Raw genomic sequence first — 15,705 nt, forward strand, 5'->3', positions numbered from 1 at the left:
ATCCGATTAGTGAAAGGTAATAATCAACGAGAAAGAATCACTCCCCACTGATTAAAGCCTCACTTTATTTTTTTACAAGCTTATTCATTACTTCATACAGCTTATTTGCTGCATCTGGAATACCTAGTTGCTTAGCAGCTAGCTTCATATTTTGTAATGTTTGTGCATCCAATAAAATCTCATCAATATCACGAATAAGCGTTTCAGCTGTTAAATCTTTTTCAAGTAACATTTTTGCCGCTCCTTTATCAACAACTGAACGTGCATTCTTTTCCTGATGATTATTTGTTACGTACGGACTCGGTATTAACACACTTGGTTTTCCTAACGCTGTTAATTCTGCAAGTGTTGTTGCCCCAGCCCTTGAAACAACAAGGTCTACACCAGTTAGTACCTCTGGCATATTATGAATGAACGGCTTAATAATAACATTGTTCGGGTTCCCTTTTTGCTTCACGGCTTCCATCACTTTGTCATAATGTACTTCACCTGTTACATATAGTATTTCGTAGCTTTTGTTCCCAAACTGTTCAATTGCTTCAACGAAGGCATCGTTAATCGGTCTAGCTCCACGACTTCCACCAAATATAAGTACAGACTTTTTAGGAAGAGAAAGCCCAACTGAACGTTTCCCTTTCATTCCATTTTGATCCATTACCTCTGATGCTCGCGGATTACCTGTCATTACCACTTTTGACTCTGGAAAATGCTCTGTAGCTGCTTCAAAACAAACAGCAACTTTATCAACATAACGACTTAAAAATTTGTTCGTTACACCTGGTACACTATTTTGTTCATGTACAATAGTTGGAATACCTAATTTGGCTGCAGCGTATACAACTGGTCCACATACATATCCACCCGTTCCAATTACGATATCCGGATTAAAACGACGAATATATCGTTTACTATCCTGTACACCTTTTAGAAAACGCATTACTGTTTTCACATTATCTAATGATATTTTTCGTTTAAATCCACTTATAACAATAGATTGAAATGGTATACCTGCTTTTGGAACGATTGTACTCTCTAGTCCATTTTCCGTACCAATATATAAAAATCTTGCTTCTGGATTTAACTTTTTTATTTCTCTAATTAAAGCAAGAGCTGGATAAATATGACCACCAGTACCCCCACCACTCACTAATACACGCACTACTAACTCCTCCGCTTCTCTTTCTTATTTCCATTATATTTATTTCTATATACATATTGCATTTTTACACACATACGAAAAACCCTGTCTTATAAACAGGGTTTAGTAGCGAGAATGGCGACTTATATTTAATAATACACCTACTGCCATTAACATTAATGTCAAACTTGATCCACCATAACTTAAAAACGGCAAGGTAATACCCGTAACAGGCATCAGTCCTGTTACAACACCAACATTAATCATTACTTGAATCGCAATCATCGCCACAATACCTACTGCTAAAAACGTACCATATAAATCTGGCGCTCCTAATGCGATACGAATCCCGCGCCATAATAATAGACTAAATAATAATAACACAAATGAACCACCAATAAAACCTAATTCCTCGGATAAGATCGCAAATATAAAGTCAGTTTGTGGTTCAGGTAAATAAAGAAATTTTTGTCTACTTTGTCCAAGTCCAAGCCCAAATAATCCACCAGGTCCAATTGCGAGTAATGATTGGATAATTTGAAATCCACTTCCAAGCGGATCTGACCACGGATCTAAATATGATGTAATGCGTTTCATTCGATACGGTGCTGATGCAATTAACCCTACAAATCCTGCTACACCAATCAAACCAAACATTGCAAAGTGAAAGACCCTCGCTCCCGAAATAAATATCATAATGATACATGTCCCAACCATTACCGTTCCTGTCCCAAGGTCTGGCTGTAACATAATCATCCCAAAAGCAAGAAACACAAAACTAAGAGCCGGTAATAAACCACGTTTAAAAGATGTAATCAATTTTTGCCGTTCCGCTAAAAACTTTGCCAAGAAAATAATCATCGCAAACTTCATAAATTCTGACGGTTGAATCGAAAATGCTCCGATCCCAATCCAACTTCGTGCTCCTCCTCGAACAAGACCTACTCCAGGAATAAGAACGAGAATAAGAAGAATGAAGCAAACTAGCAAAATTACTTTTGAATACGTACGCCACACCCAATAATCAATTTTCATAATAAAAAACATAGCTACTACACCAAGACCCGCAAACAGTAATTGTCTTTTTGCAAAAAAGAATGAGTCCCCCATTTTATAAGAGGCCCAAACTGCACTCGCACTATAAACCATAATCATTCCGATTGTCAACAATGAAAGTGTTACGATGATGAGCATAAAATCAGGCGTTTTCTTCATTACCCACAAACACCACCTCTTTAGGCAGAACCTTTTGCCCTATGTAACAAAACATCAGTAGGTGTTAGCCTACTGATGTTTTGATTTACTTTATATAAGTTTATGCACAGCTTGTATAAAAATGTCTCCTCTTTCTTCAAATGTTTTAAACTGATCCCAGCTTGCACACGCTGGAGAAAGAAGAACAACATCACCTTCTTTAGAATGAGCATAAGCTTTCACCACTGCTTCATCTAAAGTATCGACACTTTCAATTATATCTAATCCCGCTTTTTCTGCCGCTCTTACTAGTTTGGGAGCTGTTTGTCCAAATGTTACAATCGCTTTTACATTTTTGAAATACGGAATTAAATCATCGAATTCATTTCCGCGGTCAAGCCCACCTGCTAGTAACACAATCGGTTGTGTAAACGCAGATAGTGCTTTCTCAGTCGCTAACATATTCGTTGCTTTTGAGTCATTATAAAACTTACGGTTGTTAATCGTTGTTACATATTCTAAACGATGTTTTACACCCGTAAAACGTTTTAACACGACCGTAATTGCTTCATTAGAAGTACCTAATAATTTCGCAATACTCATCGCAGCTAAAATATTTTCTAGATTATGTTGACCAGGTAAAACGATATCGCTTACTTCAACAACTTTTTCACCTTTGAAATAAAGAGCGTTATCTTTTATACACGCGCCCTCTTCAATTTCTTTCGTTGTCGAAAACAAGATTTTTTGACCTTTAGTATCCGCAGATAAAGCCATCACATCTGCATCATCCACGTTTATTACACTATAATCGTTTTCTGTTTGGTTTTTAAAAACATTTGCTTTTGCTAAACCATATTCCTTCTTCGTCCCATGATAATCTAAGTGGGCTTCAAATAAGTTTAAGAACGCTGCAATTTTAGGTTGGAACGATTCTACTCCCATCAATTGGAACGATGAAAGTTCTGTAACTACAACTTCATTTTCTTTTGCATCCTGTGCTACTTCACAAGCTACAGTTCCTATATTCCCTGCAATAACAGGATGCTTTTGTCCTTCTTTTAACATTTCAAATGTCAGCATTGTTGTCGTCGTTTTACCATTAGATCCTGTAATTCCAACAAATGGCGCTTTTGAAATACGATATGCTAATTCAACTTCCGTAACAATTGGAATTTGCTTTTCTTTCGCAGCAACTAATATTGGATTAGAATACGGGATTCCTGGATTTTTAACGACAAGAGAAATATTTCTCTCTAATAATTCTAAAGGATGGCCACCGCATACAACGTCCATTCCTTTTGCTTGTAATTCTGCAGCAAGTACATTGTCTGCTAAAGGCTTTCCGTCATTTACAATGACATTCGCCCCTAACTTTTGTAACAATGTAGCTGCTGCATAACCACTTTTTGCAATGCCTAATACAAGAATATTCTTATTTTGAAATTCAGTTACAGTTTTCAATTACATCCACACCCCGATATAAATTCCTAACACAGCTAATAAAAATCCTGCAGACCAAAACGTCACAACAACACGCCACTCTGACCAACCACATAATTCATAATGATGGTGTAATGGACTCATTTTAAAGACACGTTTTCCTGTTGTTTTAAATGAAATGACCTGAATAATAACCGATAAAGTTTCCATGACGAATACTCCGCCAATAATTACAAGTAGCAATTCTTGTTTTAATAAAATCGCTACAGCTGCAATGGCTCCACCTAAAGCTAATGAACCTGTATCTCCCATAAACACTTTTGCTGGATTCGCATTGAATACTAAAAATCCAAGTACAGCTCCTACCACTGCCATACAGAATATCGCTACTCCAAATTGCTCTTGTGCCACAGCAATAATACTAAATGCTCCAAATGCAATAGCAGCTGTTCCTGATAATAAACCATCTAAACCGTCAGTTAAGTTAACTGCATTTGATCCACCAATAAGCATAAATAGTACAAGTACAAAATACGCCCAACCTAATTCAAACTTAACATCCGTTCCCGGAATCATGATGTATGTGTGGAACGCTTGCCCTTTTCCAATTAAAAAGAATGCAATAGCAATAACAAGCTGCCCTACTAATTTTTGTTTTGATGTTAAACCAAGATTTCTCTTCTTAACTACCTTTATGTAGTCATCTAAAAATCCGATTAATCCGTAACCAAACGTCACTAATAGTAATAACGAAACCTCTGCACCTAAATAATTAAACTTAATCGCCATAATAAGTGAAGTTACCATCATAGATACGTATATGACGATACCACCCATTGTCGGTGTCCCTGATTTTTTTTGATGTGACTTTGGTCCCTCATCACGAATACTCTGTCCGAACTTTAATTTTCTTAAAAATGGAATAAACAATGGCGAAAGGGCAACAGAAATTAAGAATGCTACCCCAGCCGTTACTAATAAACCTTGCTCAAGCACATGTAGTCCTCCTCTCACGTTGTTACTCTTCGTTGTTTAAACGCCCTGTAATTGCTTCTTTCGCAACTTCTCGATCATCAAAATGATGAACTTCTTTACCAATAATTTGATACGTTTCATGACCCTTACCAGCAATAATAATGATATCATCTGCTTTCACTTTAGTGATTGCATGGTGTATCGCTTCTTTTCTATCAATAATCACTTCATAATTATTTCCACTTGCACCATGTACCATATCATCTAAAATAGCCGCTGGATCTTCACTTCTTGGATTATCTGATGTGTAAATTGCATGAGTTGCATATTTTGTTGCAACACTTGCCATTATCGGTCTCTTCGTTCGGTCCCTATCGCCACCACAACCAACGATACAATACACATCACCTTTTGCAAATTGTTTTGCAGTTTTTAATACATTTTCTAAACTATCCGGCGTATGTGCGTAATCAACAATAACTGTATAATTTTGTCCTCCATCAACAACTTCAAAACGCCCTGGAACCCCAGCTAGTTCCTTTATAACAGCAATGATTGTTTCTAATTTCACACCCGAAACAAGTCCTGCTGCTGTTGCTGCAAGTACGTTATATACATTAAATTTACCTATTAATTTCATCGTAACATTTACACTTTCATACGGTGTGACAAGGGTAAATGTAGTTCCGCCACTCGTCATAACGATATTTTTTGCCATAATGTCACTTGTTGTATCAATACCATATGTTACAACAGTTGCTGCAGTACTTCTCATATACTCTTCTGTTACATTATCATCGCTATTCAGCACAGCGTACTTTTCACGATTATGATTATAACTATTGCCAAGCTGTGCAAATAGTAACCCTTTTGCATGTTTATATTCTTCCATCGTTTTATGATAGTCTAAATGATCTTGTGTTAAGTTCGTAAACACCGCTACATCGTAATCACATCCGTGTACACGACCAAGATCTAACGCATGTGACGAAACTTCCATTACCGTGCTGTCCACACCTTGTTCAACCATTTTTGAAAACGTCTGTTGAAGTGTTAGTGCATCTGGTGTTGTATTTTTCACCTCAAATGTTTCATCACCGATTTTCATATTAATCGTTCCAATTAGCCCTGTTTTATGACCATGTGCTCGCATAATCTCATCCATAATATGCGATGTTGTTGTCTTTCCATTTGTACCTGTAATTCCGATTAAATGTAACTTGTGTGTCGGTTGACCATAAAAATAATCAGCTAAAACCGCTAACGAACGAAAAGTATTTTTCACAAGTACAACTGGAACGTCAACATCAATTGGTCTTTCCGCAACAATAGCAGCCGCTCCTTGTGCCGCTGCTTGCTTAGCAAAATCATGGCTATCAACCGTATGTCCTTTCATACATACAAATAAGCTTCCTTCTTTCACTTTACGTGAATCAGCTTCTATAGATGTGATTTCTGGATTTTCTTTTGGAACAACTGGAAAATCATGCAAACATGATAAAAGTGTATGCAACTTCATTTCACTAAACCCTCTCTACATTGTTTATTTATCTTTTTTTCAGTAAGCAACACATTACCTCCTATATAAGGAGGTAAGTGCTACTGGCCTATTTATGACTGAGACACTTATTGTCTCAAGTTAAGTAACTGTTCTATAAAGAACTCACTTCCACCAATTGTACCATAAAACGTACTATGTTACCTTTAATTCCCGAAGTAAATTCTAATTTTTGAGCCTTCTTTTACTTTAGCTCCCGCTTCTGGTGATTGCTTAATTACTTTCTCTCCATCTCCACTTATATCAAGCTGCAAATCGACGAGTTGTGTTTGTAAATCTTTCTTTTTCATTCCAATTAAATTCGGAACTTCCACAGTTGGTGTATCGCCCCATTTATATTCTTTTTCAACTTGTTCTTTTCTCGGTTTCACTCCCATAACAGGAAGCGCATCTCGAAGGATATTCCCGACAATTGGAGCTGCTACCACTCCACCAAACTGTGTAACCCCTTTTGGATTATCAACAGCAACATACACAACAATCTCTGGATCATCCGCTGGAGCAAATCCGATAAAAGATACAATATAATTATTCTCTAAATATTTACCATCTTTCACCTTTTGAGCAGTACCCGTTTTTCCACCTACACGATATCCATCAATATAAGCACCTTTACCAGAACCTTTCGCTACAACATTCTCTAATGCATAACGAACTTTTTCTGAAGTTTCCTTGGAAATAACTTTTCTTTTCTCAACAGGTGTCTTTTTACTAACAACTTGATTATTTTTCGGATCAATAAACTCCTTAGCTATATACGGCTGATACAATGTTCCACCATTTACAGCCGCCGCTACAGCTGCTACTTGTTGAATTGGTGTAACAGAAACCCCTTGGCCGAATGAAGTTGTCGCTTGCTCTACTGGACCAACTTTATCTAAATTAAATAAAATCCCACTGCCTTCACCTTGCAAGTCAATCCCAGTCTTCTGCCCAAAACCAAAATTACGAATGTATTTAAATAATCGGTCTTTACCAAGGCGATCACCAAGTTCAATAAATCCCGGGTTACATGAGTTTTGAACGACTTCTAAAAACGTTTGACTGCCATGACCTCCTGCTTTCCAGCATTTCAATCTAGCTCCACCGACTTCAGCTGCTCCATCATCATAAAACGTATCCTTCTCTAAGTCTACTAAATTTTCATTCAATGCTGCAGCTAGTGTAATGATCTTAAATGTTGAACCAGGCTCATACGTACTCCACACAGGTAGATTTCTGTTATACACTTCTGGAGAGACACTTTGAAAATCCGCTGGATCAAAACTCGGCCGACTAGACATACCTAAAATTTCACCATTTTTAGGATTCATTGCAATTGCAATCATACCGTCTGGATTATAAGTTGACTCCGCAATATTCATTTCTCTTTCCATAATCCTTGTAATACGCGCATCGATTGTTAATCCTAAATTCAAACCGGCTTCTGGCTTTTTGAAATCATCACCAACATTAGGCATCCTTTGTCCTTTCGCATCTGCAAAAAAACGAACATGACCTTTGTCCCCATTTAGCTCTTTATCATAATATTTTTCTAGCCCCATAAGACCTTGGTTATCGCTACCTGCAAAACCTAATACATGTGATAAAAAGTTTCCAAATGGATAGTACCGGATAGAATCCTCTGCGATATACACGCCCTTCAAACTTAATCCTCGTACTTCTTTCGCTTTGTCATGTGATATTTTCCTTCCGCCTTTATCTAACCTTACAATCGATTCTTTTTTTGTAATTCTTTTATAAATCTCATCTTTTTCCACACCTAATACTGCAGCTAACTTCTCTGCAGTCTCTGCTGGTTTTTCAATTTGCCTCGGTACAACAAAGACAGTTGGAGCACTTTTATTCGTGGCAAGTTCCACACCATTTCGGTCTAAAATTTTCCCACGTTCGGGTTCAAAAGTAATATTACGACTCCATGAATCTTTCGCACGATCCGTTAACATATTCCCAAGAAAAAATTGCACATATCCAAGACGAATATCGATAATAGTGAAAATAAGTATACCTGATATAAGTATAAAAATAAGTCGTTTTCTAACTGTTACATTTGATACACGCATATCGGAACAAGCCTCCCTTACGCCTAGCTTGTTCCAATATATGCTTGTACTTATTTAATTAGAACTTCTTCTCTTTTACCATTACGGCTTTTCTGCTTCTTGTTGTGGTTCGAGTGGCGGTACGAGTGTGACACCTAATTCTGTACCAGGTTGTAATAATGTTCCTTCCGCCACACTTTGCTCTGTTACGTATCCTGTACCAGAAGGCTTCAAGTTAAGCTGTAATGTCTTCGCTAAATTCATAACATCACGCAGTGCCCATCCTTGTATATTTGGCATTGTAGGCTTATCTCCTACCAAGAAGACTCGGTCGCCTTTCAATGTTTGTTCAGTCGCTTTTGGTACTTGTTGCTGTACTTTCCCTTCACCTAGTACGATTGGACGAAGTTTTGCTTTATCAATTGCTTTCCCCGCTTCAGCCATCGTTTTACCAGTTACATCCGGAACAGTAGTTTGTTGTTCTTTCAGATGTTTTTTCGGATCTTTCACTTCATTTGGCTTAATCTTTAAATACTCTAAACTATTTTTTGTTACATATTTAAAAATATCAGCTAAAGGCTGTGCACCGTTCTCATCATCTTTTAATTTCGGCTGTTTAACAGCTACATACACAACAAGTTGTGGGTCGTCCATTGGTGCCATACCTAAGAATGAGAATATATAATTCTGTCTTCCTGTCATATAGCCGCCTTTTCCATCCGGAATTTGCGCTGTCCCTGTTTTACCACCAACTGAATATCCATCAATTTTATAAGCTGTCCCTGTACCTTTCGGAGATGTAACAACACGTTCTAATAACTGTCTTACTTGCGCTGCTGTTTCCTTTGTAACAGGTTTTCCTACTTCTTCTGGCTTATGTTCTAATTTTACTTTGTCTGTTATTGGATCTACAATTTTATCAATTGCATAAGGTTTCATCATTTTCCCATCATTTGCAATGGCCGTTGCAGCTTGTACAAGCTGAATTGGTGTTACAGTGGAACCTTGTCCAAAAGCTGTTGTCACTTGTTGTATTTGCTGATCAAATAAAATTGTATTCGATCCTTCACCTGATAAATCAATGTTCGTTTTTTCATCTAATCCAAAACTATGAATATATTTTCGGAAACGTTCTGGACCAAGTTTTTGATCTCCTAAAATTGCAAACGCTACGTTTGAAGAACGCTCTACCCCTTCATCAAACGTGATAGAGCCCCAACCAGCACCACCGTTATGATCTTTTATTTTCCTATTTCCGACTTGATATGTCCCGGACTGATAATAATCTTGCCCTTTGTACACACCTTCATTAATAGCTGCCGCTAACGTGAAAATTTTCATTGTTGATCCAGGTTCAAATGCATTGGCAATTGCGTCATTGAAGAAATATTTAATTTGACGATCATTAGGGTCATAACTAGGTTTAGTAGACATCGCTAATATTTTTCCGGTTTTCGGATCTGCAACAATCCCTATTAAACTTTCTGGCTCATATTGCTTACTTGCTGCTTTCATCGCGTCTTCTAAATAACTTTGGACACGTTGATCAATTGTTAAATAAGCGTTATCTCCATTTTTAGGTGCCTTTACATTAACTTTTCCACCATCAAGGGATACACCTTTACGATCACCTGTATACGCTACTTCTCCATTAGAAGCACTTAAGTATTTATCCAAGCTTTTTTCTATGCCAAATTGACCTACCGAGGTTCCATTCTCATTTGGTTTTGCATGACCTATAACGTAAGATGCAAAATCACCGTTTGGATACACCCTTGCATTTTCTGTAATAAAAGATATTCCCGGCAATTTCAACGCTTCTATTTGTTCCTTCTTTTCTTTCGTCAAATCCTTGCCTAACGTTCCAAATTCGACTTGACTTCTACCTTCCTTATTTAAAGAAGCTAAAATATCCTCTTCGCCTTTTCCAAGTACTCCTGCAATTTTCTTTGCAGTATCTTCTTTATTCTCAACAGAGTTAGCACCTTTTAGCGCAGCTACTATTTTATAAGAGTTTGCGTCTTGTGCTAACACATGACCGTTTTGATCATAAATGGTTCCTCGGTTCGCTTCAAGAACTCCTTTTTTACTATGCTTTTGTTTAGCAAGTGCATCTAAATCCTGATTATGAACTGTTCCTGTTGATTGTATGTAAAAAAATCGGGCTAATAACAGCAAAAAGAGCAGGAGGAAAAATATCATAAAATAACCTGCTCCCTTATTGGTATGAAATTTAGTCATATTCTTCTTCATCGTTCCTTCACACCTATTGCCTTATTTGAGGCCTTTCACATTATTCGCATTAATTTCTAGCCCATGTTTTTTTGCAACTTCAGCGATTCGTTCATAGCGACTTAACTTCTCTACTTCAGCTTGTAATTCTTGATTTTCTTTTTGCTGCTGTACAATTTTTTCTTCTATCGTCGCTGCTTCTACATTAACTTGATAAAGGCCTGCTTTATTTCCAATAAACGCGACACAGGCATATAATAAAAAGCCAATAAACGCTACATACAACAGTTTTTCGATTCTTGTAATTTTCGCTTTAACCTTTGGCTTAGCCATCTGCTGTGGGGGCGTTTGAATTTGCACCTCTTCTTGCGCTTGTTGTTTGTACTTTACAGCTAAATTAGTCATACCTCTCTCTCCCTTTTATCGTTTTTCAGCGATTCTCAACTTCGCAGAACGCGCACGATTATTTTCTTCTAACTCTATATCAGAAGGTAAAATCGGTTTTCTTGTAATAAGCTTTAATTTCGGCTTAAATTCATCAGGAATAATCGGTAATCCTGGCGGCAATTGTGGCGTTGTACTATTTCGCTTAAACGTTGTTTTACAAATACGATCTTCCAATGAATGGAATGTTATAACACTAACCCTTCCACCTGGCTTAACCACCTCAATAGCAGATTCCAATGCTTCTTCAAATACTTTTAATTCATCATTTACAGCTATACGAATTGCCTGAAACACTCGCTTAGCAGGATGCCCACCAGTTCTACGAGCAGGAGCCGGAATACCTTCTTTAATTAGCTCTACTAATTCTCCTGTCGTTTCAATAGCTTTATTCTCACGATAAGCTTCAATTTTTCTTGCAATTTGTTTTGAAAATTTCTCTTCACCGTATTGGAAGAAAATCCTTACAAGTTGTTCATATGACCAGCTATTTACAACATCATACGCTGTTAATGGGGCATCTTGATCCATCCGCATATCTAGCGGTGCATCATGATGATAACTAAAGCCTCGTTCTGGTGTATCTAATTGTGGGGATGAAACACCTAAATCAAATAAAATACCGTCTACTTCTGTTATACCTATTTCTTGCAGTTTTTCAGCTAAATAACGGAAGTTACTCTTTACTGTTATAAACTGTTCACCGTATGAAGAGAACTTTTCTTTCGCGTTTTGAATCGCTATCTCATCTTGATCAAACGCTATTAATTTTCCACCTTCAGTTAATTGGGATAATAAATAAGAACTATGTCCTCCTCCCCCCAGTGTACAATCTACATATGTACCATCTGGCTTTATATCTAAGCCGTCTACTGTTTCCTTTAAAAGCACTGTTACGTGTTTAAACATTGTTGCACCTACTCTTTTTCCAATTAATTATGTTGAATGTATCCCTTCCTCTAAGCACATATTTCACGCTTAGAGAATGAAATAATACGAAAGAACGACTCATTTAACTTACCAACAAAGGCAACATACTATACAAATCGCTATTTTCTTTTATTATATACTAAATTTTATCATCTTTTGCGGGAATTTAAATAAAAAACTGTCGAAAAAGCGAATAATACGTTTACATTTTGTGCTATTTTGTCATATATTTAAGTATCCAACACAATTACCATATCCAACAATTTTTTGATTGATAATTCAGAAAAAAATCACTTCACAGTAAATTCAACGGAATAAAAATAAAATCCTGCTCCAAAGAGCAAGATTTTATAGTTTTATAACATGATGTTTTCCGTCCCAAGAAAAAGGGTTTTCCATTACACGATCAACGAAATCCAAACCAAACTGATTTAAATAATAACATACATTCCACACACGTTCTTGCGGCGCACCTAATGGACGAAGTGCGAATTGTATACGGCGGAATTTATTTAGCTGAACCTCATACTTTTTCTCAACATTTCTTTTCAACATTCTTTCCAGCAGTTCAATTTGTTCATTAATTTTCAATTCGTTTTTCCCTGCAAACGCACCTAATCCTGGCTCTATTTTCTTTACAAATTGCTGTAAAGATATATGAATATCGGCAATTTCTTTTTTCGCCTTTTCAAAATGATCATCAATCGGTTCCTCTACTCGATTAGACAACCAGTTTTCACGCAGTTTATCGACATCATTTAAAAACGGATCACTTTCTCTCAATTGCAGATCGAATAAATCTGTCGCTATATCTCTCTCCACATAAGTAATTGTAAGACGAGGAACGACAGGTGGCATTTGAAAACCGACAGTATGGAATACTTGTTGTAATTCACTCCAATAAGCTAATTCCCCTGGACCTCCAATAAATGCGAGCGTAGGAAATACATACTCTTGCATAAGAGGACGCGTTACAACATTATTACTAAAACGTGCCGGATTTCTCTCCATTTCTTCAATCAACTCTTCATATGAAAAGGAATGCGCCCCATCCTTTCCAACAAACTTACCTTGATGCTCTTCAAGCAATACTCGTTCATTATCTATTTCCATGAATATATGCACTGCATGAGACTTCGTTTCAATAATCGGTTTGTATCCTAGTTCTTTAATTACTTCCTGCTGATTACGAAGCCCCTCTTGCACCTCTTTATACTTACTTATAATTCGCTTAAAAAATGGAATTTCTAACTTTCTTAATTCAGGATGATGTGAATCAACAAGGATTAAACCAGAATTAGCAAAGATTTTCGTAATAAGATGAGCAAAGAAATCTACATACGTATTCGATTTTTTCAAAGCATCATCAACAAATTTTAATACATCCTTTGTAAAATTTGTTTCTGGGTATGTTTTAAAAATCTCTTCAATCCAACTTCTACAATCTTCAACAGAAAGTTCAGACTCAGAAGCACTCGCCTTTTTCGGATTACGATCATAAAAAATAGTTTTTTTCATCTTTTTATTTTTCGCTACAAAAGTATGGTTAATCTCATCCATATCATGATCTTCACCCGCAATCCAGAAGACAGGGACAACTTTAACTCCTAAACTTTCTTCCTTTTCCTTTGCAAGCTGTAAAATTGAAATAACTTTATGAATTGTATAAAGCGGTCCAGTTAATAACCCCGCTTGTTGTCCAGCTATAACAACATATGTATTTTCATCTCCAAGCGCTTTTACATTTTGAAGTGTAGATTCTCCCGCTTGTAATTTTGTATTATATTCTAATAAATGCGCTACTAAATCTTGGCGGAAAAACTCCCTTTCACGCAAATCATGTAAACGTTGTTTAAAAGCATCTTCTGTTAACATATAATCAAAACATGACTGTATCTCTTTTTTACCGTTCATATAGTCCGCTACAACACCTTGTTGCGGAACAGAGATTTCTTTTATCTCCATATAATTCTTCCTTTCGTATCCAGTTCTCTCACCAATCCACATTGTAGTCAATGTTTCACTTAAAAGCAAAGAATAACACTTATACTCTTGTTTCTAACCCCTTTATTGCATCGAACAAAAATTGAAGTATCGGAACTGGTCGTTGCTGTTTCTTAGCCTCTTCTAATACATACCCAACAATCGCATTAATTTCCGTCTGTCTATTCGCTCTTACATCCGCTAACATAGAGGATGTATTACGAGACGTTCCTTCACACACATTTCGTACCATTTGCCATACCATTTCTTTTTCTCCTCTAATAAGAAATGCGACCTCCTGAAACACTTGCTCCATCATTTGATAAAAAAAACGATTCGTGATTAATTCACCATTCTTAACTCCCAATAACGCTGTCAACGGATTGATACATACATTTACTACTAATTTTTTGCGCATAATCTCTTCCCAATCTGTTTCTATTTGAACTGGAAAATAAGCAACCGGAAAAGAATGAAATATTTTTTTAAAATGTATAGATTGGCCACAAACCACTCCAAATCTCGTTACACCTACTCCAGTATGATGAACGATGTGCCCTCCCTCTTTTTTCGCACCATGTTCTACAATACCAACAGCTATATTTTCACTCCCTATTTGCAGCATCTTTGGAAGATGCGACATTCCGTTTTGCAAAAAGATTAATGATGATGCACCTTCCACAAACGGTAGTATGTCATCTATATGATATTGCTTCACAGCAATAAATATATAATCTAAATTTTGCGCTACCATACTTTCTATCGGTAAAACAGCTGGATATACTGTTTCACATCTTCCATCTCTAATACAAGTTACACCTGTTTCATTTAACTCTTCAGCTTGCTTAGCTGTTCTTGTAAACAACGTAACATCTTGGTTACTTTTTTGTAAATAAAATGTATACAATAGACCAATAGCACCTGGTCCGACAATTCCAATTTTCATTTTCACACAAGGGATTCACATTAAGCGCCCTTGCCTCCCCCCCTTTTTTATATCTTTTTAAAGTACATAAGCACACCCTATAATTTCGTTGTCCTCTGCCAAACAAATACACTCTCACTTTTCACTATGTATATACTGCCTATTAATACGCTTATACTCTTAGTTTAGCAAATCCTCAAAAAAATAATAAAAGAAATATACTATCTTCTTCATAAAAATAAAAAAATGAGTTATACTATTATTATAAATATTTTTACTTTTCTGCATTCAACGAGATAAGAAAAGGATGTGATGTAATGGGATTCCCAAAAGTTGAGCGCTTGCTCATCAATTATAAAACGTTAGATGAATTCAAAAAATTTAAAGGGTGCGGAGCCCAGGAACTATCTATGCTGGAAGAATTGCAAGCAAACATTATTGAAAACGACAGTGAATCTCCATTTTACGGTATTTATTATGGCGGATCACTAATCGCACGTATGAGTCTATATATGAAAAGAAACGGCGGAGAACCATTCGAAATTACAGGTCCTTACCTAGAACTTTATAAACTTGAAGTATTACCAACTTTTCAAAAACAAGGATTCGGACAAATGCTTGTAAATCATGCGAAACAACTCCAATTTCCTATTAAAACGATAGCGCGTATTCATTCAGCTGGTTTTTGGGATAAATTAAATTTCAGCCCCGTATCAGTAACTGATGGAGATTTTTATATTTGGCATCCAGAAACAAATTTGAATGCGGTTACAAATGAAGAATCGGCTTAAGAAATAAAAAAAACAGCTGTATAACAGCTGTTTTTTTCAGAGTGTTGGGA

Annotated in this window: 12 protein-coding genes; 1 reads left to right on the forward strand and 11 read right to left on the reverse strand. The window is 36.5% G+C overall.

What is annotated here, in order from left to right:
* Nucleotides 1-64: 64 nt before the first annotated feature.
* The 11 genes from murG to panE form a co-directional block, all read right to left on the reverse strand.
* Nucleotides 65-1,159 (reverse strand): undecaprenyldiphospho-muramoylpentapeptide beta-N-acetylglucosaminyltransferase, encoded by a 1,095-nt coding sequence (gene murG, locus DN400_RS20490; RefSeq protein ID WP_024927913.1) that lies wholly within the window; start codon nt 1,157-1,159, stop codon nt 65-67.
* A 102-nt stretch (nt 1,160-1,261) separates the two neighbouring features.
* Nucleotides 1,262-2,353 carry a stage V sporulation protein E gene (gene spoVE / locus DN400_RS20495; protein ID WP_000753524.1) on the reverse strand — a complete coding sequence of 364 codons (1,092 nt, stop codon included), beginning with the start codon at nt 2,351-2,353 and terminating at the stop codon, nt 1,262-1,264.
* 90 nt (nt 2,354-2,443) lie between these two features.
* A complete protein-coding gene (gene murD, locus DN400_RS20500) occupies nt 2,444-3,796 on the reverse strand; it encodes a UDP-N-acetylmuramoyl-L-alanine--D-glutamate ligase (RefSeq protein WP_147801898.1) in 1,353 nt (450 codons plus the stop codon).
* Nucleotides 3,797-4,771 carry a phospho-N-acetylmuramoyl-pentapeptide-transferase gene (mraY, locus tag DN400_RS20505; RefSeq protein ID WP_000893060.1) on the reverse strand — a complete coding sequence of 325 codons (975 nt, stop codon included), beginning with the start codon at nt 4,769-4,771 and terminating at the stop codon, nt 3,797-3,799. It lies immediately after the preceding gene.
* 22 nt (nt 4,772-4,793) lie between these two features.
* A complete protein-coding gene (gene murE / locus DN400_RS20510) occupies nt 4,794-6,269 on the reverse strand; it encodes a UDP-N-acetylmuramoyl-L-alanyl-D-glutamate--2,6-diaminopimelate ligase (protein ID WP_147801899.1) in 1,476 nt (491 codons plus the stop codon).
* Between the two features lie 185 nt (nt 6,270-6,454).
* On the reverse strand, nt 6,455-8,371 hold the full coding sequence (locus DN400_RS20515) for a stage V sporulation protein D (RefSeq protein WP_001266235.1): 1,917 nt from the start codon (nt 8,369-8,371) through the stop codon (nt 6,455-6,457).
* 81 nt (nt 8,372-8,452) lie between these two features.
* Nucleotides 8,453-10,603 carry a penicillin-binding protein gene (locus DN400_RS20520; protein WP_000739955.1) on the reverse strand — a complete coding sequence of 717 codons (2,151 nt, stop codon included), beginning with the start codon at nt 10,601-10,603 and terminating at the stop codon, nt 8,453-8,455.
* Nucleotides 10,604-10,624: 21 nt separating this feature from the next.
* Nucleotides 10,625-10,987, reverse strand: a complete 363-nt coding sequence (ftsL, locus tag DN400_RS20525) for a cell division protein FtsL (RefSeq protein WP_000182804.1) — start codon at nt 10,985-10,987, stop codon at nt 10,625-10,627.
* A gap of 15 nt (nt 10,988-11,002) precedes the next feature.
* Nucleotides 11,003-11,935 carry a 16S rRNA (cytosine(1402)-N(4))-methyltransferase RsmH gene (gene rsmH, locus DN400_RS20530; protein WP_086410077.1) on the reverse strand — a complete coding sequence of 311 codons (933 nt, stop codon included), beginning with the start codon at nt 11,933-11,935 and terminating at the stop codon, nt 11,003-11,005.
* A 369-nt stretch (nt 11,936-12,304) separates the two neighbouring features.
* Entirely contained in the window at nt 12,305-13,921 is a 1,617-nt protein-coding gene (gene bshC / locus DN400_RS20535; protein ID WP_000403042.1) for a bacillithiol biosynthesis cysteine-adding enzyme BshC, read from the reverse strand.
* Nucleotides 13,922-14,000: 79 nt separating this feature from the next.
* The gene (panE, locus tag DN400_RS20540) at nt 14,001-14,885 is read right to left on the reverse strand and encodes a 2-dehydropantoate 2-reductase (protein WP_002094123.1); all 885 of its coding nucleotides are present in this window, start codon (nt 14,883-14,885) and stop codon (nt 14,001-14,003) included.
* A 296-nt stretch (nt 14,886-15,181) separates the two neighbouring features.
* Between panE and DN400_RS20545 the strand changes: the two genes are divergently transcribed.
* Nucleotides 15,182-15,655 carry an N-acetyltransferase gene (locus DN400_RS20545; RefSeq protein WP_000506690.1) on the forward strand — a complete coding sequence of 158 codons (474 nt, stop codon included), beginning with the start codon at nt 15,182-15,184 and terminating at the stop codon, nt 15,653-15,655.
* Nucleotides 15,656-15,705: the final 50 nt, after the last annotated feature.

Origin of the sequence: Bacillus sp. AR8-1 (genome assembly GCF_008042345.1) — a bacterium.
Taxonomy (GTDB): domain Bacteria; phylum Bacillota; class Bacilli; order Bacillales; family Bacillaceae_G; genus Bacillus_A; species Bacillus_A cereus.